This is a genomic window from Pseudoalteromonas sp. QJM3NY_22 (assembly GCF_056173065.1).
The window spans coordinates 2,198,503-2,220,338 of sequence record NZ_CM149655.1 but is presented as its reverse complement, the minus strand read 5'-3'; the positions used below and the strand labels follow the sequence as shown (position 1 = coordinate 2,220,338).

Here is a 21,836-nt window from a genome sequence, read left to right as displayed (position 1 = left end):
GGTAGGGCGTTTATTAAGTTTTTTCGGCTGGCCTCGGTCAAATAGTAAAGCTGCTCAAGCGAATAAGACACAGTAATTTCCTCATAACATTTTAAATTTAAAAATAAGGTATATCACAATGGCATTTTCAATAAAATTAAACACATCACGCTACACCGCACACTTAGCGTTTAGCTCGCTGGTGACTAACGCAACTATGCTAAATCTACTTGCAAAAAAAGACCCTAAAGGTGAGCTAATAGATAAGTGCGACGGCAATATTAAAGCCGCCTTTGCAACACTTACAGCCGATAAGTTATTTAGTATTCACCATGTGCATGAAATTAACTCTCATGCACACACAGCAAGACGTTTTAATACTATCTATCGTGATTTTCCGCTGGTTTATACCAGCGGTATGAAAGACTGGGGCATTAAAATTATTGGTATAGGCCAAGCCCCACACTTTGAAATTGAAGCGCTGGAGGAAAGCGCATGAGTATAACTACTTCTGCAAAAAAGGGGGCGACTGAAAGTCATCGAAAGGCCACTCGTCTGTGTACTTGCGTTGTATGCGTTGGAACACGCGAGACAATTGCTCGATTTGTTCAGGAGCGCTTAGCTCCACCTCCAATATATTTGAGTCAATTAAGGGAGTTAGAAGTGAAATTGACTCATTGTATATCTGCAATAGAGCCAAGCGACCAAGAAGACGGGCCTCATGACTACTCTCTTGAAATGTCTTTTGAGCAGGAAGGCTTAACTGCTCAACAAGCCGAGTATAATTTTTGGCTCGCCAAGCTTGAAAAGCTTGAAGAACGTGAAACTCTGCGCCTGGAAGGGTGGTTAAAATGGCACAAAGCTGAAATACGTCATCGTCAGAAAATGCGTGTATTAAGCTATCTCGTTGGGTTATGGCGTGATTTAGCTGCTTTTTGTGATTTGGGTAAGTCTGCAAAACAAAACCTTAAATGAGTGAGAACGTTATGAGTTTAATACAACAAATCAAAATTGCACAAAAGGCGGCGGGTATCGACCAAGATACCCACCAACTAAATGTGTCGTACATATGTAATGGCCGCACTAATACATGCGTAAAGCTTACCAAGCTTGAGCAACAACAGCTGCTTACACGTTACCGCGCTATGAACCCAAATGCAGGAAAAAAACAGTTACCGGCTCAGCTAAAAATGATTTACAGCCTGTGGGGCCAATTAAGCCGCGCAGGTGCGGTAAATATCGATTCAAAAGGGGCATGCGACTCGTTTTGTGAAAGTCACTTGCAGGGTAAAAAGCTTAGCCAAAGCGCCCAGCAATGGCCGCATATTATCGAAGTACTTAAACAATGGCTTGCACGCCATAAAGTAAAGCAGGGGGCGTAAATGGCTAATTACGAAGAGTACCAAAACTTCACTATTAACCCACGTAAGCCGCCTTACACAGAGGAAGAACGCTATCGCCCAATTAAAGCTGCAGACCGAGCAAAATGCCGCATTCGCCGTGACGTAGAGGCACACCAAGAGCAACGCCGACTAGATCGCGAAAACGGCTTAGATTATTTATTTGAGGAGCAATCATGAGCGAATCAAGCATAGATTTACGGGCATTACCCCATGGCCTGCGCCGTATTGTTAAACACTTAGGGGTTGATAAAACCATTGCGGTACTTACTGAGCAGCAGGGGCAAATGTTTTATATCCCTGAAAAGCCAACCGATGTTCACGAAGTAGTTAAAGTGTTTGGTAAAGCCCTGGTGCAAGAGTTAATAGAAGCAAACGTAGGTTCAAGCTACCAAATACCTATGCTACACAAAGTGCTTATGCAAATTCGCAATCAACAAATTTGTGAAGCCCTGGACGCTAAAGCCTGCAACATTCAGCAGTTAGTTAAACGTTTTAAAATAACCCGCCAGCAAGTAAGCAGTATTTACAGTGCATACCAAGACGAACGGGCGCACGAAACACAATTAAATTTAAGTTTGTAGGAGAATAACATGGATACAAATACAGAAAAGAAAGCGTGTAACTGTTTTACAGAAACATTAAACCGAGTTAAAGACCATTTAACAGAGCAAGGCAAAGTACCTTCAGACGCTATTAATATTTCTTTTCGGTGGCAAGGGCAATCAATGATTCTAACTGAAGGGGAATACTCGCCAGTAAACCCTAAAGTTGAAGTTAAATTCCAAGCACCAAAAAAAGGCGGTGGTCATGCACGCAATGTAACTAAAATCGACATCTCGATAATGGCTACACATTGCTGTTATTGCGGCCGTGAATATCAACGAGAAAATGGTTAGTAGGGGGCGTCATGGAGCTTTTAAAAGACATTAAAGCAGAATGCTTAGCCTTTTTTAACGCTGCAACGTTACGCAGCAAACCAGTAATTCATTACAAATGCCCTGAGTGCGATAACACCTTAAAAACCATGCGCCCACCAGAGGGCGAGGTTTATAACGATCATACTATTTGCATACATTGCTGGTTTGAGTTTATCCGCATTACCGATGGTACTGAGGTAAGAATTCAAAGCATCCCCAAGCACAAACATGCAAAACAATAACTTTGTACTGCTCACTGCGTTGCAACTTAGCGGCGGCAAAAAGCCAAAGCGGTGGCAGTACGAATACGGTTTAAACCTGCTTAACCGGTATATCAACCAACGCAAGTTATTTGGCCTAAACACTACAGGCATGATGGACGAATACCGCGAAGCATTTAGAGAAATTAAGGGTAAATGATGGAAACTGAATACCAAACTTACGTAGTAAAATTTGAAGGCGAAGCACCGCAAGTGACCGCTGGCATGAACATCAATGGCGGTAGTCTGCGCCGTGTATGTTTTAACAACCAAATGGCGTTAAACGATGACGCTAGGCAGCTGATTGAAGATGCACTTGAAGAAGGTACGCTTACACAACGCCAAGTAGACGACCTACTAAACGAACTTTTAACACTGCTTTAAACCATGTTTAAACCTCATTTAAATTAAATTGGCTTGCCCCCTTGTATTAGTAAGCCTTTTTAATTTAACCTAATAGACCAGCTCGAAAGCCCCAGCCGCAAACAACTTTACAGTGTTACCCAATCCCCTAAATTGATTTACTACCAGCATGACAAATACAGTGCATGCGCCATTTATTGAGTTTTTAGCTCAACAAATTATTAAGGCCAGTTCTAAAGCCGAGCAAATTGCAATTTCTCGCCGTTGCCCGCTAAAAGACCTGCCCGCATTGCGTACCCGCGTTAAACAGCTGCTAAACCCAGCGAACAAAAAGCCGGCGCGCAGTACTCGCTTACCTGCCTGTTACGTCCTAACAAAACAACGTTTAACCAAAATGAGGACTCAACAGCATGGCGCTTAAAAGAAAAGTGGTAGTACCGACTGCCCCAAGCTTTACGTTTCAAGAATTAGTACCAAAAGCCACGTTTGAGCTTTATCAAGACGACCCTTTGTTTTTGATCAATCTATTTGATGATCGCGCATTGCGTATGCTGCAAAAGTTACGCAACACATTTGGGCCATGCACCGTAAATAGTTGGAGCTGGGGCGGCGCTAATCAATACCGTGGCTATCGTCCACTTGATTGCACTATTGGGGCAAAGCGCAGCCAACATAAGCTAGGCAAAGCATTCGACTGCAGCTTTGAAAACTACACTGCACAGCAAGTACGCGACTACGTATTAGCACACCCGCAAGAATTCCCATACATCACCGCCATAGAAGGGCAAGTGAGTTGGTTTCATTTTGATGTACGCACGCCTACATGGACGGGCATTAAAGTATTTAACCCGTAAGGACCACCCATGACCCCAGAGCAAGAAAACCTACTGTTTGAATCTATTGGTTCAATTAAAGCCAGCCAAGAAGCCATTTTAAACAGTGTTGCAGAGATAAAAGCAGATATTCACCAAAGTATCGAAAAAAGCGAAGCACGCCAAAAGGTTGTAACCGATGCTTTAAAAGTAGAGCTAAAGGACAGCGAAAAACGCCAAATTGCAGCGATTAATAAGCAGGATGAACGTTTAACTAAGGTTGAAGAAAAACTTACTAACCAGCGCGTTAAAGTGGCGGCTATGGGTGGTACTGCAGGTTTAGCGGTGTCGTTGATTGCCTATGCCGTAAAAAATGGATTGATGAACTAATGGCGCACCCTGCAGAAAAGAAAAACGCCGTACGCCATAGCTATGTATCAGAGCTGCTTGCGTTAAGCGTAGCGGCTATTAAACACAGCGTGGCAGACGGTACAGCACGTCGCTGGAAAATGGAAGCCAAAGACAACGGCGACGATTGGGACTTAGCCCGTGCAGCAAGCCGCCGCAGCGAGGGTACAGCAGGGGAGTTTACCACCGACTTTATTGAAGAGTTCACCATTCAAGTTAACGAAACCTTTGAGCTTTTAAAATCAGCCGAGGGCGCAGCGCTGCCACTTGAACAACGCACCAAAGTACTTAGCTCACTCACCGATATGATGAGCAAAGTAATGAAGGTATCGGGCGGTAATAAAAAGCTTGAAAAGCGCACCATTGCCACCGAGGTGTTAAAAATTCTTGCTAAGTTTGTATCAACTAAATACCCCGACTTTGCGCCCGAATTTGTTGAAATACTTACCGCCTTTGGTCCACGACTCGATCAGGAGTTAAGTGACTAATGGCAGATATGAATTCACGTGAGTTTTTAGCTGAAATAGAACAAATAACTAGCTCGCTACGCCGTGATATTGAAGCAAAAGAACGTAATATTGATCCAAGTCCTGCTGCCATTAAAGCACGCCGTAAACGCGTATTAGCAGGTGATTTTGAATTTTTTGTATATACGTATTTTCCGCATCACATGTGGCTTGACGACGATCAAGAGGCTTCTGAATTCCAAAGCTATTTTATGAACTGGTTCCCCGAAGCCCTCAAGCTTAAAAATGGTTGGAAAAACTGGTTTGTGGCCCCGCGTGGTGAGGGTAAAAGTACACTGGGCGTAAAAATAGCGCCGGTGTATGTGGCTGTTTTAGCATTATTGCAAGACCAAGATATTTGCCAAGAACTTGGTTTACAAAAGCTAAGTCAATTTATCGATTTCGTTATCTTGTTTGGTGCTGAAACAAAAATGCCAACCAAAACATTAGAGGTCGTTAAAACCGAGTTGCTTAACAATAATAATCTGGCGCTGGACTTTCCCGAAGTATGCCAAAAATCCCCCGTTTGGAAGCTAGGTGAGTTTGTAACAGCTCAAGGTGTTCGTTTTGAAAGCCGTGGTGCTGAGCAATCAGTACGCGGTACGTTCCATGGTGCAAGCCGCCCTAAATTACTACTATCAGATGACATTATTACAGATGCCGAGGCTAAATCACCGACTGAGCGTGATAACCGCTGGCGTTTTTTAGAGGCCGCCGTGCAATACCTTGGCCCACCCGACGGAACAGTTAAGTTTTTAGGTGTAAACACAGTTTTAAATAACGATGACCCAATAAGCCGCGCCGAAGAAGCACCAGGGCATATTGTTCACCGCTTTAAAGCCATTAAACAAATGCCAGAACGCATGGATTTATGGGAGCAATGCCGCGATTTAATGGTACATGATGACAAGCGCTTTGAAAAACGCGCAGCGGTAAAGGGACAAGCGGTTTCTACAGAGCAAAAACCGTCATTTAAGTTTTGGATAAAAAATAAAAAACAAATGCTTAAAGCCGCTAAAACAAGCTGGCCAAGTGTGCGTACGCTTTACGATTTGATGTGTATGTGGGCAGCTAATAAGCGTGAGTTTAACCGCGAAATGCAAGGCATTGCCAAAAGCGACGAAGAAGCCATATTTTATCAGTTTGATTTTTGGGTTGATCGCTTAAACGAATGGATACCCTATGGCGCATGTGACCCAAGCATGGGCAAAACAGAAAAAGCCGACCCTAGCGCTATATTAGTGGGCTTTTACTCTAATGAATTACAAAAACTACACGTTGAATATGAAAGCCGTAAAGTACGTGGTACCAGCCGTTTACTTAACGATTTAATACGCGCACAAAAAGAATATAACTGCCGTGTGTGGGGCTTTGAGAACAACAACGCCTTTGATTTTATGCGCAGCCAGTTTATTACAACAGGCCTAGAGCAAGGTATAGCACTGCCTTTACGTGGTGTTACTGCAACCATACCTGCAGAGGAACGCATCGGCTCGTTAGAGACCTATGTTACAAACACGCCAGCACAAATTGCCTTTCATTCACGGTGTCGTTTACTCCTTGACGAGCTTGAAAACTGGCCTGAAAAGCAAACAAACCATCACTACGATCTAAGCTGTGGATTAGCCATTTTATGGATGGTAGCCAGCACCGGTGCGGGCGGTATTCCCCGTGTTAATAGCCGCAAAGTAACTAAACAAATAAGGGGCTATCATGTATAGCAAACCACGCGTTACATCTAAAGCATACGCTGCACTTAACCGTATGTTTGACCAAAACCGTTTAGATCCAAGCCTAACGTCGCTTATTACTGAGCTACCAAACCCAGATCCAATCCTACGCCGCGCGGGTAAAAACACCGCTATTTATGAAGAAATAGCCCGTGATGCGCATGTTATAGGTGAATTGCGTTCATTACGCAGTGGCTTATTTAGCTTTAATACCGAGCTAGTGCCAGGCGGTGACGATGCAGCCAGTTTAAAAAGTTATGAACTAGCTAAAGCCTTTTTTGCTAAAAAACCTTGTGCCCATACAGAATGGGCCGATATGGATTGGCACAACTACAGCGCCATTTTAAATGGCTTTAGCGTTACCCACTTAGGCAAATACATTAAACACGATGGCCATTGGCAACCCGAATATGTAGAGACCTGGCGTAACAGCCGCTTTGCGTTTAATAGTGATCACGAGTTGCTTGTTAAAACCAGCGACAACCCACAAGGCGAGTTAGTCGATCAACGCCGTTGGTCGTGCGTTCGCCACATGCCAAGCGCCGAAAACCCGTATGGTATCGCGTTATTAAGTAGCTGTTTTTGGCCATGGACGTTCAAGCATGGCGGCTTTAAGTTTTTTGTACAGCTGTGCGAGCGCTTTGGTATTCCATTTCCTGTGGGTAAATACCCAATAGGCAGTAAAGATTCAGATATAAATAACTTGCTTGACGGATTAGCTAAGCTTGTACAAGACGGCATAGCCGCCATACCTGATGACACCAGCATTGAGATCATCGAGAGCAAAATATCTGGCGAGCCAGTCCCTGAGCGCCTGGTAAACTTTTGTAATGCTGAAATAAGTAAAGCGCTAACCAGCCAGACCTTGGCAACAGAGCAAAAAAATGGGGGCGCACGTGCAGCAAGCGAAACCCACGCAAAACGAGCAGGCGATAATCAGCGCTCAGACAGGGTGCTTGTGGCTTCATTTCGCAACCAACTTTTAAACTCGCTTCACACTGTAAATTTCGATGGTGGCGAGCCGCCTAAATTCATCTTTAAAGACAAACGCGAGATCAACACTGACACCGTAACCCGCGTGCGCGAGACAGCCCGTATTGTGCCCGTTGGTGAAGATTGGGCCTATCAAGAACTCGGTGTACCAAAGCCTAAAGACGGCGAAACAATCCTAGATGTACCAGAAGAAGGCCAAGGCATAGCCACGGCTGCTAAATCTGAGTTTGCCAAAAAGACAACCGATAACGTAGAGCTTACCAACGAATTTGATGTGTTTGATCACGCAAGTGAAGACACCATTAAAAAGCTTTTTCATTTTGCTCAGGCATCAAAAGACCTGGACGAACTTAAACAAAAAATCACCTCACAATTCCCTGATATTTCAGACTCAGCACTGGCAGAAGTTGCCCAAACAGCAATGGAGTATGAATTTATGGCAGGCATGAATGAGGCTAATTCTAAAACTGTGGAGATAGATGATGAATAACGTTCCTGATGGTTATTTAAAAGACGGCAAAAGCAATTTAGTAGCTATTGCCAACATCAAACAAACAGACTTGATCAAAGACGAGTTTGTTAAAAAAGCCATTGATAAAGCCGTTGATATGCAAGAAGCACTGGCAGAGTTTAAACAAAGTTTAATGGCTGAAGCAGACGATTTTATAGAGCTATTAGCCCAAGAACATGGCGTTAACTTAGGCGGTAAAAAAGGCAATGTGACACTACGCACCTTTGACAGCCAATTAAAAGTAACCCTACAAACCCAAGAGCGCATTGAACTTGGCCCAGAGCTTACCCTTGCCAAGCAATTAATTGATCAATGCCTGGACGAATGGACCGAAGGTGGCAACCAAAATATTAAAGCCATTGTTAGCAAAACGTTTAATACCGATAAGCAAGGATCACTTAATCCGCAACGAATTTTAGCCCTGCGTAAACTCGAAATTTCAGATGATTCAGGCAAGTGGACCAAAGCCATGAATATTATTGCTGAGTCGGTTGGTGTGGTTGATTCTTGCCGTTTTATCCGCTTTTACAAGCAGGATGATAAAGGCATTGAGCAAGCAATTTCACTCGATATAGCAAAACTGTAGCGGGGCGCTTATGGCCATCACAAAAGAGCAGTGGATAGAGATAGAAAAGCACTTAGCAGGCTTTTTTGGCTCGGTTATTTTCAAATACGGTGAGTTTGAAATAACTGTTACACGTGGTCGTGTATCTGAGTCTAAAACCAGTTTAGTTGTGTACGTTGACGATGTAATTAAAGGTGGTTGGTACTCTAAAGATAACGAACGCCCTGCGTGTATACCTGATGTTTGGCGTAAACGAACCCGCGCCAGATACACAGCCAAATCAATCAAAGATGCAGAAAAAGCATGGGGTAAGCGCCGTGCAAAAAAAGAAATGCCTGAGCTTTATGAAATAACCGAATACAACACATGCGATTTTACAACCGCTAAAAGCCTCGTTCGTCAGTATAAAAAACTGGATTGTTTAGAGCTTATTAAAATTGGTGGTAAAACTTACAACGACTATATAAAGGTATAACTATGGACCCAATTACAATAGCACTTGGCATAGCAAAGCTCACAGGCCTGGATAAAAAAATAGGCGGTTGGATAGGGGGCGACAATGGATCAAAGGTCGCGTCTAAAGTGGTAGATATTGCGCAAACCATTACTAATGGTGGCACGCCTGAGCAAGCATTAAATCTGGTTCAGCAATCCAGTGCATTACAACAAGAGTTACGGCAAACCATTTTAAACCGTGAAAAAGAGCTTGATGATTTAGCGTTTAAAAACACTCAAAGCGCCCGCAATATGCAGATTGCAGCACTTAATCAAGATGATAAGTTTTCTAAACGCTTCATTTATTACTATGCGTGGTTCTGGTCGGTTGCAACCGTTATATACATAGGGTGTATAACGTTTTTAACTATTCCAGATACCGCAACACGCTTTGCAGATACCATTTTGGGCTTTATTTTAGGCACCGTTGTAGCGTCAATATTGAATTTCTTCTTTGGTAATAGCCGTGATAATTCACGTAGAAACGAAATTCAAGACATTCAACAGTCGTTAAAAGAGCACTAATATGGCCTTACCAGCTCCACAATATGGCGACCTTGTTAAGTTCAAGGAAGCCATTTCTCATTTCAAAGATAAAATTAAGCTTACAAGTGAGTCATATAAAGATTTGCAGGGCTTAATTCACGCAAAAGCATTTACTGTTGCCGGTGCAACTCAGCTATCAATACTTAACGATTTTTATAAAGCGGTAGATTCGGCAATTAGTGATGGCGAGACGATATCGGACTTTAGAAAACGTTTTGATAAAATAGTTGATGATCATGGCTGGTCATACAATGGTAAACGAGGCTGGCGATCAAAAGTCATTTATCAAAATAATAAAAACACCGCGCGAGCAGCTGGCCGTTGGCAACAACAAGAACGGATAAAACAGCGCAGACCTTATTTATTATATTTAACTGCCGGTGATAGTCTCGTTAGACCTGAACACGGCAAGTGGAATTACATTTTATTACCAGTTGATCATCCGTTTTGGGATACGCATTATCCACCAAATGGTTATAACTGTAGGTGTAAAGTGGTATCACTTAATGCGCGAGATATTGCACGCATGGGTTTATCAATTAGCAAACCTGAAAAAGTTAATAAATTTATGGAGTCATTCAAAGTTGTAGATTCATCAACAGGTGAAGAACTTAATAAATTGCCAGGCATAGATTTAGGCTGGGATTATAATCCGGGCAAAGCATGGTTAGGCGCAGACATTGCAGCGGGTAAATCAGTAATGACTTTATCAACCGATATCCAAAAATTAGCAATCCCACAATTTAACGAAGCCATTTTAAAATCTCAGCAGTACTATATAAAGAAGGTAAACTTACAAGCAGCGAAGTTAGCGCTTAAAAAGTCAGTACCAGATAGCCAGCAATTTACGCTAGGGCACTTGCCTACAAATTTATTAAATGAATTGTCACGTAAAAACGCACCTATATATAGTAGCGCTGTTACAGTCAGCAGTGCTCAAATTGAAAAGTTTTTAATTGGCCAGCTTACGCTTGAACAAATCCAGATATTAATGAACGCTGTTCAAAATCCAAATACGTTTACCTACATAGGCAGCCAAGTAAAATTATCATATCAAGATTTTATGATCGCGATTAACTTAGGCCCTCAGTTTAATACGATTGTAGCGGCTGAGAAAATTTAAACATTGGCAGTTCAAAATATTTAAACCGTATTTAAAAGGCGTTTAAAGTCTGTTTAAAGGAAAGTTAAACGATCAAGAATGATCTAATTCTAAACGTAAAATGAGCAGGAATGATTGAGTAATGAGTCAGTTTGAACGTTTTCGTCTAAAACCATACGTAATCGTGTTTAATAGAATTTCACACTATAAACTAACGAAACCCAGTAATAATGGGCTTTTCCAAAAGATGAGGGCGAAAATCATCACATCATCATTATTCTAGAAATGAACAGCCCCTTACAATTATTCTAGAAATGAACAGCCCCTTACACTTGGTTATTGTAAGCCGCCGTTAAAATCTGGAATAAAATACGGTAGATTCTAGAATTTGCAAATTATGTTAAATTGACATTTAAATTTATTTATTTGTGTGAAAGGGTATGGATTTTAATGTTTTTTAGCGGGTTTAAGCCCGCTTAAACTTGTTTAGCTTTTTGGTATTCTCCACATATATTTAAACATATCTGTAGCTTTGTCGTGAGCCTCAATGATTTCAGCTTTAGTACAATCAACCATTATCCCTGTTGGTACATCATCAGTTGACCATTCTATTATTGCATCATTATTTAATTTAATGGCTTTAATAACAGCATTACCGAGTCTTATAATACTCATTTCATCTGCATCAAACGTTTTCCCTGTTGATATAGTTACTTTAGCATTAGCAATTTGGCTCTTACGATCTAATCGAAATAATGTCATAGCATAAGGTGCTAAGACTTCTTCAACTGTTTTGACTACCAAGCACTGCGGCTCGATTGGTAATGGTTTAGGATTTATAGTTGTAATTGTTCCATCTTTATTTGCAATAGGATCGGGTAAGTTTGCGTTGTACTCTTTTACGCTATTAAGGTTAACTAAATAATCGTAGTAGCTTTGTGCCCAATCCCATTGTTTAGCCAAAACAACAAGTTCGGCAAATTTATTAATTACGACGACCGATTTGTTGAGCGCAATTAAACGCTCAATATCTTGTCTAGTTTTTGTTACAGGACGTCGTAATAACTGCGGTAAACCCTGTTCATTTAAAACTGGTTCGTTATTTTCGTCTACGACGATAAAGTTTAAAAAATCACTTATCATTTTTAATCCACCCTAGAGGCTCTAAAATTTGGGCCGTGCCTACTTTTACTGTTTGTCCGTTGTCATCAAGCATTGTTGATTGGTTACTTACTATATGAATCATTCCATCGTCACCCCAATCTGTTCCCTCGTGCTTAAGTTCTGTATATGCGTAGTTGATGAAGCCTTGTTGGTTTTCAACTACATTGTAATTAAGAGCTTTGAATGCAACTTCACCCCCAACTAAGGATCTTTCTATACTTACTGGAAGGTGGGTTATTATTGACCAGCTAGTACTTTCAGGGAGGAACCGTCCTGCTTGCAGATTTCTTTGCAACAACGAATAAGAAGCCATGTTCGGTTTTGGATGTGCTCCTGTTAGAATCTTTCCAATTAGGGAAAATGCGAGCGGTTTTCCCGTGTTTTCTGCGTAGTAATTAGATGAAAAAACATCCCCCAGACCAAGCACACTTCCGTGCACAGTACTATTAGTGCTATCTTGCGTAAATTTGGCTTTCGTCTTATAAGATATAATAGCAACGGAAGATGAATTAAGGGAGCTTGATGTGTAATCATTGGTTGTAGTTGCACTTACGATAGAAGAACTCGACCAAGTAACCCCAAAATCATCCGTTTGGTGCTTTGTATGTGATGTTCCGATTGCCGCTCTTGTTAATGGATAAGCTTTTGTTACGCCATTTTCTGGGATGGCAGTACTCCAACTACCAACCCAACCCTCTTTAAGATCATCACACTGCAGTATTGTAGCAGGATTACCTATTACTTCGGTATATAGGTATTCCCAAGCAATAGGTGTACTATCAGTTAACACATAAACAAGGATAATATTTGGGTTTTCTCCCCAGCTAGAGGGGTAGTATAGATGCGCAGAACGGGGGGAGACTAAGGATTCAGGCAGAGTTAAATTATCAAAAAGTTCTCCATTAGCTGCATTGTACATAAAGTAACCATCGGTTACATTAATCCCAAATTCCGCTACTCTATCTGGGTAAGCACGAACCCCCGCCAAAGAGGAGGATAAAGTACTAGACCCTGCTAGGTCGAATAGTTTAGTTACTTTTAAAAGCTCACGTCCACGATATTCACTACTTTTTACTTTTAAGTCCGCTTCTGCAAAGTCTTCTTGAGTTAGTCCCCAAGCTGAATAGCGCATATCACGACAAATGCCACCTTGACCGCTCTCATAAATGGCGTCGTAGAGGCGTCCATCCGGTCTATGTTGGCTCGTATTTCCAGAGGATAGCCCGCCAGAACCCAGCGCTAGGGTGCATACCTCCGTAAACGCCTCTTGCTTACTACGTATGCGGTGTGCATTGGTGGTATATTCAAACCACTTACGTCTTTGTGACTTTTCTAGTGAGGTGGTGTCATGTGTCCAAGCCGTTCCTGAGGGATTAAAACTAGGGTGATAAGCCCCCTGATTTAAGCGATTAACCGTTCCGCACACTAAAAAATAGGTATGAGAAGCATCTGAGTCATCATTACGTCGAGAAGAAAATACCCCCGTATAAGGACTAAGGTTATAGGCACTAAGAGTGTTGGAAAAGTAGTTCACCCCTGTGTCTACGCCCGCAGCGGGCGGCGCATTCCTCACCCCTTGTGGAGTGATACGACCACTCGTACTGGCACCATCAAACCTGAGTGTTAAATTACCCACAGGGGCGGCATCTATGGCATCCCAATCACCGTTTCCGAGACCTGCAACACTGCGTCCTCGCAAGCACCATTGATAAAACTTACCGGTTGCATCGTCAAAGTAAATATTATTATTAGGGTCGCTCGCGATAGCTATACGCTGGGTCTCTGTGGCGGTTTGCCAGTTAACGCCTTTGCCCGTGCTAGATTCATCACCTTCATACCAAGCAAAATATGAGCTGGGGCGGACGGTATCACTGACCGTCATAATATTATTAATATTAGTTGCCAAACTTTGAATTACCCCGTTGGCATATACAAACGGGTCAGCATGATTTATTTCACGTAAGAATACTTCAAAGCCCCACATATCAACACGCTCAGTTACTACTTTATTAGTCGTTGTTTCGCTTGCAAATGCTATTGCTGGGCTAGCGTGAGTTACACTTAAACCTGTTGCACTATCGTAAGTACGTGTACCATCTTCTGCGAGGGGGAATTTAACACGCACGCCGTAGTCACTTTGGTGACTACTTAAACCAATAATATTAGAAACAACCCCACAGATATTTACTACGGCCTGCTTTGTTTTACTGTTACCAGTTTCAGCGGAATTACCTAAATACCCAAGAGCAAGTTGTCCTGCTAATGACGACGCGGCCCCCCCCGATAAACCCAACCCTTTATTTATGACTTCTATTATTCCGGCAGCATCTAACATCCTACCAAAATGTACAAAACCACTGGCAGCAAATTTTTCATTATTTGCCGCTCTACGCGCCTCAAACTCAACCTTGCGCATAGCCCACGGGTAGGGGTGTAGCGCTTCAATGTCTAACTGTTGCTGTTTTAACGTCTTAAGCGTTACGGTTGAGCCGTCCGCTGCTTTAAAATCCACTTCGCCTGGTTTAGTTTGATAGTCAAACATGGCCTGAAAGTTATCGTTTACTAATAAATTAGCGTTTTTCAGCGCATCAGCAACGCCTTTAAATTCTACTGTAGTCGGCAGCACAATCGCCGGTTGGTTGTTTTTGTTGCCTTGGCCCCAGTTTTTGGTTAGCTCAATAACGTGCTTATTATTGGCGTTAATGTAGGTGCGATTAATTGCGACAGGATCACTTCCTGTAACAAATAAAAAGTCACCTTGGCGTACGTTTTCAGGGCTTTCGCCGCTTTCGATAACCACGTCTTTAAAGCCGTTGGCTATCGTGATTTGTGAGGCAGAATACTCAGCCATAATTAATCCTCTTGTGAAATAATTGAAAGTTTTTGTGAAGGGTTTTGCCATGATCCGTAAATATTTACGCCCGACCGGCTTGTTATTGCGAGCTTGTACGTTCTGTCTGTCGTGGTTCGCTTATTGTCTGTATAGGTAAAAGACCCTGACGCCGATTGCGTTAGTAACCAATGGTATGAGTCGGATTCACGATCATAGTCATTGGTTACAATTGTACCCGCGCCGTGGTAGGTTTGCGTTTGGCGTACTACCCATGAGCCGTTTACTAACTCTGATAGCTGAATGGTGCATACGGGATCGCTTGGCTTTCCTGCAGGGTTTGTACTTTTGCCCGAGGCCATCGAGTTAAGTTGTAATGAACACACAATATTAATTACGCCACCGTTTGAGCCAAATGGGCCAATTTCGACAAAGGCATCGGCTGATAAGTCGGTGGTTGTAAGCGCGGTGCTGTATGTACCAGCCACAATAGAGCCACCAAAGTAACCATTGCCCCCCGTGTCTTTCCATTCAAGTGCATTGGCTTTGGTTAGGGCAGCTAAGTTAGGCAAACCATTGCTTAGTATCTTAGGGCCATACCAATACCAAACATTATCTGGCCCAAAACCTAGTGCATACTCTATTTTCATAAAGCTATCACCTATCAGGTCGATACGTGGTGAGGCGATACGTGTACCTGCACGTAATACTTTGGCATCAACGGTATCTTCAATCAGTGCGCTACCGTGAACGTGTAGCACATAGGATTGCCAGCTTGAACCTGTATAGCGGCGTGTATTTTCTATTTTCGGGTCGCTCGATTTGTAAATAGTTACTATGTCATTAATAACCGGTTGGCCACTGGGAACCGCTGCATTAGCCGTTAAATTAGACCACGCACCTGTTGATGTAGATACCGTGTAGCGCCCAGCACCACGCTCACCATTTGCCCCTGTTAATCCTGTATATCCTCTTGGCCCAGTCGCACCGTTTTTACCGTCTGCGCCATCCTGACCATCTGTCCCTTTAAATAATGACCATGTGTAATCTGCTGGGTTAGTTGACTCTGTAGCCGTGGTTTTATTTACAGCAATACCAATATATTTGGTGTTGCTGTTTGGGACTTGATACATGCCCGAACCGCTGGCATTGTCACTGTATGCAATCCATGTGTAGGTTGTTTGGCCGTCTGTACCATTTGCGCCAGGGACACCGTCTGTACCATTTGCGCCATCTTCACCTTTTATTTTTGACCATGTGTAATCGGCGGGGTTAGTTGACTCTGTAGCTGTGGTTTTATTATAAGCAAAGCCAATGTACTCTTTGTTAATGGGGAAGTTACTAAGCCCAGCACCGCTGTGATTATCAGCATACTTTAACCATGTATAAGTAGTTAAACCGTCAGCGCCTTTGGCCCCTGGCACACCATCTTTGCCATCCTGACCATCAATACCGTCTCTACCATCCGCGCCATCCGCGCCATCCTGCGCTTTTATATCCTCTAGTGAGCTAACGGCATGCCCATCACCTAGCACTAAACGGCCTTTAAATATATGTACGGGATTAGCTGGGTCTGAGTTATCGACGTAGGACGTAGGCACAAACGTGTCACTAACCATCACGCCTTGGCGAATAATATCACCAATAAAATCAAGGTTGGCTAACTCGCCATCGTTATAGCCCGCGATACCGGTAACGCGACCATTGTTATCAAGCGTCCAGCCGCCACGGGCAACGAGTTTGCCATCCACAGTGGTAAATAATTGGCGTAACTGTTTAATGCTTGCGGTGCTTTCACCGTCCGTTATTTGCAGGTTGGCAATAAACTCAGCTAGGGGGCCATTAACCCATGAACCGCTGTTTGCAACACATTGTACGGCGTCGCTTTCGTTGGTGATATTGCCCTCGGCGTCAACACAGTAACCCACTGCGGTGCGGGTGTACTCTTGCGCGGTGGCAATAGCTTGGTTTTTTGCATCTTCGGTATCACTGTTAATTTTGGCGCTGAGCGTTTGCTGTAGCATACTAAACGCTTGATTTTGGCTGGCAAAAGTTTCTTCTATTTCATCAAACTCAGCAATGGTATCGTCAATAAACGATTCAAACTCTTGACCGCGTACTGTGTTTGCCTCGTCAATCGTAGCAATAGCGGTTGCTACGTCACTAAAGCGCGCAGTTACACTATCAAACGTGGCTTGATAACGTTCATCGCGTATAACACTTGCTTGGTGCTCATTAGCCACAACCTTATTTAATACGGTAATTACGCCATGGCTTTGCTGATACACAGCCGCGAGTTCAAGTGTTTTACTTGCAACGCTTTCAAGCTCAGTGGTTTTGGCCATTAACTCATCTTGTGCTAAAGCTAACTTTATACCTTGCGTTGCTAGCTCGTTGTTTTGTAGTAACTGGTTAGCGGCGGTAATCACATCATTTAAATTTGCGTCTTGCAGTTCAAGTTCAAGTCCGCGCACTTGCACTATGTTTTGACTGATTGAGCCATTGATGGCATCGAGCTTTTCATCAACACTGCTAAACTGGGCATCAACCCCGCCATCTGCGGCATTGAATGAAGTTATTAAGGTTTCAAAATATGCGTCTTTACCGTTTAAAAATTGTTGGGCGTTGTTGGCTTTTTCAAGCGTGTTGTTTTCAGTTAGCTGTTCAAGCGTGGCGCTTAATTGGTACGTTGTATTAAATGTATCTATTATTTGGTTAACACTGCTTAGCGTTTGAAAGCCAAATGTGTTCACCCATGCGGTGGTGGCATACTGCGCCATAATGCCCGTAGCCGCATTTATGTCACTTTCAAGCGTTGTTGTACGTGCTGTTATGTCGTTAAGTGCTAAATCGTTTGCACCCCGTTTACCGACTTCAATAAAATCGATATCGCATGATCCTAAATTAAACACAAGTGAGGTAATTAAGCCTGTATAACCTTCTGTGCCTGTTGCATCAATTTGGATTGTTTGCCATTCGGTATTTTCAGGGAGTGGTACATTAATAATCGCGCCACTGTTGTTAAACAATATTTCGCCAAGCCACGTCGAATCTATGTGCTTGCGCACGCGTAGCCTAAACATTGGGTTATCATCGGCGTTGTAGCTTATTGAAGGGGCGCTAACGGGAGTTGATACGACAATGTACCCTTGTGCGTTGTGGCTATCTACATTACTAAACCCCTCATCATTACTATTAAACTGCCAGCTATAAGCGGGGCTTAACGCTTCAATTGCACCGGCTATTTCGCTTTGCATTTCGCTGAATGTGGCACGCTGTGTTATCTGCCCTGCTTGTACTAAAAGCTCGGCTTCAGCTTGACTAATGCGCTTGTCGCTTTGCGTTAGCCTGTTGGCTTGTATTGTCACATTGGCGTTAACGCCATCAATTAACAATGTAGCTTCATTAAACGACTCGTCAGCGTAAGAAAACGCACGGTTAACAATAGTTCCACTTTCTGGATCAACAAATACAGCAGCATCAATTAAGCGCTCATTACCTAATTGACGTTGCTCGTAATTTTGACGCCAATTTGTATAATTTGCTGATAAATCCAGCACACTTTTTTCAATATCCGTGCGTCTATTTTGCTCTAAATTAAGTTCACTAACGGTGTTTGCAAGCACCTCGGGTATATTGTTTTCGGTTTCAGGGCGCAGGCGATCAACTTGATTGTTAATGTCATCTATGAGCGTTTGTGCATTTTCGCTTAATTGAGTTAATTCAATGTCATTAATGTATTCTGATAAATCAACATTTGTTGTAGTTGCAGTTACATTAACCCAATCACTTGCACCTAAGTGATTAACACTGCGTACCCTAAATTTATACTCAGTTATACTTTGTAAGCCAATGCGATTATAAATTTGTGCAAGCACACGTTCGCCGCTTGTTGGTAAGTCAATAGTCCCTAAAAACTCCCACTCAAACTGTGTGCCAATGCCAGCTGCTGCAATCTCTGCAGTGAGAGTAATTTGGTTATAATCAGCAGTTACATACACTGTCGGCAAAGTCGGGGTTAATACACTAAATTGCACAGCAACAATCAATGAGCGTTGGCCAAAGATGTTTTTAGCACTAATGCGGGCGATATATTCACCCAATTGTAAATTTGGAATAGTTACTTGTGTGTACGTTACTGAGGTTTTAAATACCTGCTCATTTGTAGTGGTATTTATAAACTCTACGTCGTATTCATTTACAGTAAGTGGAGCAGGGTGATGCCATTTAATAATACCGTTTCCATCGCCATCAATTATTACCCGTACATCAAAAATAGACTGCGGTTTGCCGACCAAATAGTCGCTGTTGGGTGTTAAATCCTGCGCGCCTGGTACAAGGTTATCGGCCCATAAATCAGCGCCATCCTCAATACACATCACAGTAACGCCACCATCTAATCTAAAGCGACGTTCAACAACACGATAAATCTTATTGTTTATCGACTCACCTGGTAAGTTTAAATACACAGTGCGTCCTACAGCAGCAGCTAGGCCTTTGTGTTTAAGTGGTAACTCAATTTCACCTAAACGCGTTTGCTCTAAATATATAGTTGCTAAACGCTGTGCAGTGGTGGCGCTCCTTACAAATGGTAAACTTATCGATTTTTCAAGTATTTGATTATCAATTGCTTGATAGTTATCAGCAACTACAGGGGGGGCATCTGTACGGTCATAATTCTGAGCAGGATCGGTAAATGTCGCTCTAACAATATTGGCCCTGTCGCGTAAATCTGCGTGCCATTTTATTTTTATATTGCCATGGACATCACCCTGGTTAATCGTATATGTCGGGTTGCCATACCAGGCACCAACACGTACATACCATTGGCCCATTTGCCTAAAAATCTTACCGGCAAAGCACGCTTCTAACTGATTTAAGACCTCAAGTGGTTTAGAGCTAAATGTAAAACTTCCATTGGTTGTATATCGTGGCTCAGTCGTAACATTGCCATCAGAGTCTTTAAACTCAGCCTCTTCATCACATATATTAATAGCAGCAATCCACCACTGTAATGGTAAACGCTCAAAAGGCACTTCGTGAGCGCCATAAAAACGCACATAATGCAGGGCGCATAGCACCGCATTTTGGGTCCACAGCCATGTATTTTCATCATCAGGGTTCTGGTTTGTGTCGCGGGGATCCCAAACACGTGCGCCACGTATTAAGAACTCAGTTTCAGATATACCGTCTTCAAATACTTCTCGGTTATTTTCAAGCTCAATAAAAATATACGCTTGGCCAAAGCCTATGTGTTCATTCGTCCAACCAGCCATTTTACTTACGGCTTTTACGTTAGCGCTGGTTTGGCGTCCATCACTGAGTAGATAATCCCAGCTTTCAGTTGGGTAAGCAGTAATCGGCTTATCAGCTATATAAACATCTTCTAATGCATCAATAGGTGCGCCGTTTATAAGCACAATCATTTGAACAAATTTTTTATCGTTACGCTCAACCTCCGCTTGGTGTGCAATAACCCCCCCAACGCGGTCACGACCAAAGGTAATACGTCGTGGTTGGTCAATGCCTTTTTGTAAGCCTTTTGCTAATGTCGCTAAGTCCTCTTCAGGTACATCAGGTGTCAGTGAATCCCACAGCGCACCTACTGTCTTATCATAAAGACTGCGTCCAAAACCGAAAATGTCGCCACCAGTATCAACAACGGCTTCAACTACCTTAGACATTACGCACCTCCAATGGGTAAACAGTCTTAACAACGCCCATAGGCAAGGTCACTAAACCATTTTCACCAACACATAAAACCGCATTAATAGTTACAATACTGCCAACAAGCTCACCTTTAAATTCAACCAAGGCCAAATCCCCCCTACGAGCATAAGCAATGCTTATCTCTGGGTTTAAACGGTCTTTAAACACACTTTCAACATTATTTAAACCCTGTTTAAATAACTGTTTAAACGCGCCTTTTTCACTTTGATATTTACCTCTAAAATCGCTCGCCACATCATTACCCGTTGAAAATAGCACCCAATCGGCAACAAAAAGACAGCAATCATTTTCACCCCATTTAAAAGGTGAACCTTTGCGTTGATTAATGAAAGCAGCAAGCTTAGCGGCGACGTTCATAGCGTTTATTTCCTATGTAGTTGCCAGGCTGAGTATCGGGAAGATTTTGTGTATTGGCGGTACTTTGCTCACTAAAAAACATATCACCAGGATAAATAGCCGTTTGTGTTGCGTGGTTCCAGCGTTGATTTAATCGCGCATCCTTCCAGCGTTCACTTTCACCAGCAATACTGAGTTGTACTTGGGACACATCGCCACGCTCAATATCACACGCAACAATGTATCCACTTTCTAGGAGTTGGCTTTGGTTCACACGATAATGCTCATCGACAGTCACAAGGTAAATTTCGCAGTGATGGCTTATTGGATCGTTTTCGGCGACTTCTCCTAGCACCGATTTATCTTGTGTGTGTAATGTTAAGCGGATCCGCGTGCTATCGTTTTTATCACTAGCGGGGATTTCGCTTACAGTGCCAAGCATACCTACACCATGCCAGGTTAAATTATTAAATCGGCGTTCACCGACACCAGTATGCAGCAACACATCACCACTTTTAAAAGCTAAGCGTACAAAGTAGCGTGCACGGCCACTATTTGCTAAATCACTCAATAAGGCAGGGTTTAAACTTTCCATTAAAATGCCTCTCTTCCTTTAATCTTCCAGCTCGTCACAATGCCTTTTTTATACTGTGCACTGGCAAGCCCTTGCTTATTGTCAGTAAGTCGGAATAACCCAGCGGGTTGTTTAAAGGTAATTAAAGTATTGTCTGCAGGAATTTTACGAACAGGGGATTCAAAAATAGCAGTTGCTTGGCCAATCGAATTACTTATCAAGTCAGATGTTAATATTTTAAGCTCAGTGTTTTGCCCAACGCCAACTTGCATGCGTTCGCCAGTAACCAGCAAGGTTTGGTTAGCGGGTAGGCCATCAATGTTTAAAATATTGCCGTCTTGGTTTGCACCACGCACATAGCCCGTAAAGTCTTTATCTAGCTGTTCACGGCGGTAATCAATTAAGGTAAACGTGCCCACTTGCCCGCGTAGGCTGGCAATAAAGCCATCAAGGGCCAACGCATCACGCTCAGGCACATTGGCAAGTTCAATTTCAAATTCCCAGTAAGCACCTTCAAGGTCATAAACCTCAGTGGCGTTATTGGCTTTGTTTAAATGGGTTTGGCTATTGGGCACTAACGTAAAGTTAGAAATCTTAGGCCGTTTGGGTAGG

Annotated in this window: 25 protein-coding genes; 19 read left to right on the top strand and 6 right to left on the bottom strand. The window is 42.8% G+C overall.

Annotated features, from left to right (window positions below; translation table 11 throughout):
* Nucleotides 1-118: 118 nt before the first annotated feature.
* From AC0VZ4_RS10025 to AC0VZ4_RS09935, 19 genes are all read left to right on the top strand, one after another.
* Nucleotides 119-478 carry a hypothetical protein gene (locus AC0VZ4_RS10025; RefSeq protein WP_475439554.1) on the top strand — a complete coding sequence of 120 codons (360 nt, stop codon included), beginning with the start codon at nucleotides 119-121 and terminating at the stop codon, nucleotides 476-478.
* A gap of 164 nt (nucleotides 479-642) precedes the next feature.
* Nucleotides 643-954 (top strand): hypothetical protein, encoded by a 312-nt coding sequence (locus tag AC0VZ4_RS10020; RefSeq protein WP_475439553.1) that lies wholly within the window; start codon nucleotides 643-645, stop codon nucleotides 952-954.
* Between the two features lie 11 nt (nucleotides 955-965).
* Nucleotides 966-1,361, top strand: a complete 396-nt coding sequence (locus tag AC0VZ4_RS10015; RefSeq protein ID WP_475439552.1) for a phage protein GemA/Gp16 family protein — start codon at nucleotides 966-968, stop codon at nucleotides 1,359-1,361.
* Nucleotides 1,362-1,559, top strand: a complete 198-nt coding sequence (locus AC0VZ4_RS10010; RefSeq protein WP_475439551.1) for a hypothetical protein — start codon at nucleotides 1,362-1,364, stop codon at nucleotides 1,557-1,559.
* On the top strand, nucleotides 1,556-1,963 hold the full coding sequence (locus tag AC0VZ4_RS10005; protein WP_475439550.1) for a Mor transcription activator family protein: 408 nt from the start codon (nucleotides 1,556-1,558) through the stop codon (nucleotides 1,961-1,963). Before AC0VZ4_RS10010 ends, AC0VZ4_RS10005 begins: the two co-directional genes overlap by 4 nt.
* A gap of 9 nt (nucleotides 1,964-1,972) precedes the next feature.
* Complete coding sequence (locus AC0VZ4_RS10000) at nucleotides 1,973-2,278, top strand: hypothetical protein (protein WP_475439549.1); 306 nt, start codon at nucleotides 1,973-1,975, stop codon at nucleotides 2,276-2,278.
* A gap of 11 nt (nucleotides 2,279-2,289) precedes the next feature.
* Nucleotides 2,290-2,541, top strand: a complete 252-nt coding sequence (locus tag AC0VZ4_RS09995) for a hypothetical protein (protein WP_475439548.1) — start codon at nucleotides 2,290-2,292, stop codon at nucleotides 2,539-2,541.
* Nucleotides 2,528-2,719 carry a hypothetical protein gene (locus AC0VZ4_RS09990; protein ID WP_475439547.1) on the top strand — a complete coding sequence of 64 codons (192 nt, stop codon included), beginning with the start codon at nucleotides 2,528-2,530 and terminating at the stop codon, nucleotides 2,717-2,719. Before AC0VZ4_RS09995 ends, AC0VZ4_RS09990 begins: the two co-directional genes overlap by 14 nt.
* Complete coding sequence (locus AC0VZ4_RS09985) at nucleotides 2,716-2,943, top strand: hypothetical protein (RefSeq protein WP_475439546.1); 228 nt, start codon at nucleotides 2,716-2,718, stop codon at nucleotides 2,941-2,943. The genes AC0VZ4_RS09990 and AC0VZ4_RS09985 overlap by 4 nt, the downstream gene beginning before the upstream one ends.
* A 148-nt stretch (nucleotides 2,944-3,091) precedes the next feature.
* On the top strand, nucleotides 3,092-3,343 hold the full coding sequence (locus AC0VZ4_RS09980) for a hypothetical protein (protein WP_475439545.1): 252 nt from the start codon (nucleotides 3,092-3,094) through the stop codon (nucleotides 3,341-3,343).
* Nucleotides 3,333-3,776, top strand: a complete 444-nt coding sequence (locus tag AC0VZ4_RS09975) for a hypothetical protein (RefSeq protein ID WP_475439544.1) — start codon at nucleotides 3,333-3,335, stop codon at nucleotides 3,774-3,776. The genes AC0VZ4_RS09980 and AC0VZ4_RS09975 overlap by 11 nt, the downstream gene beginning before the upstream one ends.
* A gap of 9 nt (nucleotides 3,777-3,785) precedes the next feature.
* The gene (locus AC0VZ4_RS09970) at nucleotides 3,786-4,124 is read left to right on the top strand and encodes a hypothetical protein (RefSeq protein WP_475439543.1); all 339 of its coding nucleotides are present in this window, start codon (nucleotides 3,786-3,788) and stop codon (nucleotides 4,122-4,124) included.
* Complete coding sequence (locus AC0VZ4_RS09965; protein ID WP_475439542.1) at nucleotides 4,124-4,630, top strand: DUF1804 family protein; 507 nt, start codon at nucleotides 4,124-4,126, stop codon at nucleotides 4,628-4,630. The genes AC0VZ4_RS09970 and AC0VZ4_RS09965 overlap by 1 nt, the downstream gene beginning before the upstream one ends.
* A complete protein-coding gene (locus AC0VZ4_RS09960; RefSeq protein ID WP_475439541.1) occupies nucleotides 4,630-6,369 on the top strand; it encodes a hypothetical protein in 1,740 nt (579 codons plus the stop codon). Before AC0VZ4_RS09965 ends, AC0VZ4_RS09960 begins: the two co-directional genes overlap by 1 nt.
* Nucleotides 6,362-7,861: a phage portal protein family protein gene (locus AC0VZ4_RS09955; RefSeq protein ID WP_475439540.1), complete on the top strand. Its 1,500-nt coding sequence runs from the start codon at nucleotides 6,362-6,364 to the stop codon at nucleotides 7,859-7,861. The genes AC0VZ4_RS09960 and AC0VZ4_RS09955 overlap by 8 nt, the downstream gene beginning before the upstream one ends.
* A complete protein-coding gene (locus AC0VZ4_RS09950; protein WP_232525528.1) occupies nucleotides 7,851-8,468 on the top strand; it encodes a DUF3164 family protein in 618 nt (205 codons plus the stop codon). The genes AC0VZ4_RS09955 and AC0VZ4_RS09950 overlap by 11 nt, the downstream gene beginning before the upstream one ends.
* Nucleotides 8,469-8,478: 10 nt before the next feature.
* Nucleotides 8,479-8,922 (top strand): hypothetical protein, encoded by a 444-nt coding sequence (locus tag AC0VZ4_RS09945; RefSeq protein ID WP_096793092.1) that lies wholly within the window; start codon nucleotides 8,479-8,481, stop codon nucleotides 8,920-8,922.
* A gap of 2 nt (nucleotides 8,923-8,924) precedes the next feature.
* Nucleotides 8,925-9,467: a hypothetical protein gene (locus AC0VZ4_RS09940; protein WP_475439539.1), complete on the top strand. Its 543-nt coding sequence runs from the start codon at nucleotides 8,925-8,927 to the stop codon at nucleotides 9,465-9,467.
* 1 nt (nucleotide 9,468) lies between these two features.
* Entirely contained in the window at nucleotides 9,469-10,611 is a 1,143-nt protein-coding gene (locus AC0VZ4_RS09935) for a phage head morphogenesis protein (protein WP_475439538.1), read from the top strand.
* A 465-nt stretch (nucleotides 10,612-11,076) separates the two neighbouring features.
* Here the strand turns inward: AC0VZ4_RS09935 and AC0VZ4_RS09930 are convergent, their stop codons facing one another.
* The 6 genes from AC0VZ4_RS09930 to AC0VZ4_RS09905 are packed head-to-tail and all read right to left on the bottom strand — an operon-like array spanning nucleotide 11,077 to nucleotide 21,799.
* Nucleotides 11,077-11,733 (bottom strand): hypothetical protein, encoded by a 657-nt coding sequence (locus tag AC0VZ4_RS09930; protein WP_475439537.1) that lies wholly within the window; start codon nucleotides 11,731-11,733, stop codon nucleotides 11,077-11,079.
* Nucleotides 11,723-14,605 carry a hypothetical protein gene (locus AC0VZ4_RS09925; RefSeq protein WP_475439583.1) on the bottom strand — a complete coding sequence of 961 codons (2,883 nt, stop codon included), beginning with the start codon at nucleotides 14,603-14,605 and terminating at the stop codon, nucleotides 11,723-11,725. The genes AC0VZ4_RS09930 and AC0VZ4_RS09925 overlap by 11 nt, the downstream gene beginning before the upstream one ends.
* A gap of 2 nt (nucleotides 14,606-14,607) precedes the next feature.
* Entirely contained in the window at nucleotides 14,608-20,268 is a 5,661-nt protein-coding gene (locus AC0VZ4_RS09920) for a phage tail protein (protein ID WP_475439582.1), read from the bottom strand.
* Entirely contained in the window at nucleotides 20,261-20,671 is a 411-nt protein-coding gene (locus AC0VZ4_RS09915) for a DUF6950 family protein (protein WP_475439581.1), read from the bottom strand. The genes AC0VZ4_RS09920 and AC0VZ4_RS09915 overlap by 8 nt, the downstream gene beginning before the upstream one ends.
* Entirely contained in the window at nucleotides 20,655-21,245 is a 591-nt protein-coding gene (locus AC0VZ4_RS09910; RefSeq protein ID WP_342863944.1) for a hypothetical protein, read from the bottom strand. Before AC0VZ4_RS09910 ends, AC0VZ4_RS09915 begins: the two co-directional genes overlap by 17 nt.
* A complete protein-coding gene (locus tag AC0VZ4_RS09905; RefSeq protein WP_475439580.1) occupies nucleotides 21,245-21,799 on the bottom strand; it encodes a hypothetical protein in 555 nt (184 codons plus the stop codon). Before AC0VZ4_RS09905 ends, AC0VZ4_RS09910 begins: the two co-directional genes overlap by 1 nt.
* Nucleotides 21,800-21,836 lie beyond the last annotated feature (37 nt).

Coding starts and splice junctions, on each gene's coding strand:
- AC0VZ4_RS10005 (WP_475439550.1), top strand. CDS start 1,556: ATGAGCGAATCAAGCATAGATTTACGGGCATTACCCCATGGCCTGCGC.
- AC0VZ4_RS10000 (WP_475439549.1), top strand. CDS start 1,973: ATGGATACAAATACAGAAAAGAAAGCGTGTAACTGTTTTACAGAAACA.
- AC0VZ4_RS09940 (WP_475439539.1), top strand. CDS start 8,925: ATGGACCCAATTACAATAGCACTTGGCATAGCAAAGCTCACAGGCCTG.
- AC0VZ4_RS09965 (WP_475439542.1), top strand. CDS start 4,124: ATGGCGCACCCTGCAGAAAAGAAAAACGCCGTACGCCATAGCTATGTA.
- AC0VZ4_RS10015 (WP_475439552.1), top strand. CDS start 966: ATGAGTTTAATACAACAAATCAAAATTGCACAAAAGGCGGCGGGTATC.
- AC0VZ4_RS09945 (WP_096793092.1), top strand. CDS start 8,479: ATGGCCATCACAAAAGAGCAGTGGATAGAGATAGAAAAGCACTTAGCA.
- AC0VZ4_RS09970 (WP_475439543.1), top strand. CDS start 3,786: ATGACCCCAGAGCAAGAAAACCTACTGTTTGAATCTATTGGTTCAATT.
- AC0VZ4_RS09915 (WP_475439581.1), bottom strand. CDS start 20,671: ATGAACGTCGCCGCTAAGCTTGCTGCTTTCATTAATCAACGCAAAGGT.
- AC0VZ4_RS09960 (WP_475439541.1), top strand. CDS start 4,630: ATGGCAGATATGAATTCACGTGAGTTTTTAGCTGAAATAGAACAAATA.
- AC0VZ4_RS09920 (WP_475439582.1), bottom strand. CDS start 20,268: ATGTCTAAGGTAGTTGAAGCCGTTGTTGATACTGGTGGCGACATTTTC.
- AC0VZ4_RS09930 (WP_475439537.1), bottom strand. CDS start 11,733: ATGATAAGTGATTTTTTAAACTTTATCGTCGTAGACGAAAATAACGAA.
- AC0VZ4_RS09955 (WP_475439540.1), top strand. CDS start 6,362: ATGTATAGCAAACCACGCGTTACATCTAAAGCATACGCTGCACTTAAC.
- AC0VZ4_RS10025 (WP_475439554.1), top strand. CDS start 119: ATGGCATTTTCAATAAAATTAAACACATCACGCTACACCGCACACTTA.
- AC0VZ4_RS10010 (WP_475439551.1), top strand. CDS start 1,362: ATGGCTAATTACGAAGAGTACCAAAACTTCACTATTAACCCACGTAAG.
- AC0VZ4_RS09925 (WP_475439583.1), bottom strand. CDS start 14,605: ATGGCTGAGTATTCTGCCTCACAAATCACGATAGCCAACGGCTTTAAA.
- AC0VZ4_RS09910 (WP_342863944.1), bottom strand. CDS start 21,245: ATGGAAAGTTTAAACCCTGCCTTATTGAGTGATTTAGCAAATAGTGGC.
- AC0VZ4_RS09980 (WP_475439545.1), top strand. CDS start 3,092: ATGACAAATACAGTGCATGCGCCATTTATTGAGTTTTTAGCTCAACAA.
- AC0VZ4_RS09990 (WP_475439547.1), top strand. CDS start 2,528: ATGCAAAACAATAACTTTGTACTGCTCACTGCGTTGCAACTTAGCGGC.
- AC0VZ4_RS09985 (WP_475439546.1), top strand. CDS start 2,716: ATGATGGAAACTGAATACCAAACTTACGTAGTAAAATTTGAAGGCGAA.
- AC0VZ4_RS09950 (WP_232525528.1), top strand. CDS start 7,851: ATGATGAATAACGTTCCTGATGGTTATTTAAAAGACGGCAAAAGCAAT.
- AC0VZ4_RS09935 (WP_475439538.1), top strand. CDS start 9,469: ATGGCCTTACCAGCTCCACAATATGGCGACCTTGTTAAGTTCAAGGAA.
- AC0VZ4_RS09975 (WP_475439544.1), top strand. CDS start 3,333: ATGGCGCTTAAAAGAAAAGTGGTAGTACCGACTGCCCCAAGCTTTACG.
- AC0VZ4_RS09995 (WP_475439548.1), top strand. CDS start 2,290: ATGGAGCTTTTAAAAGACATTAAAGCAGAATGCTTAGCCTTTTTTAAC.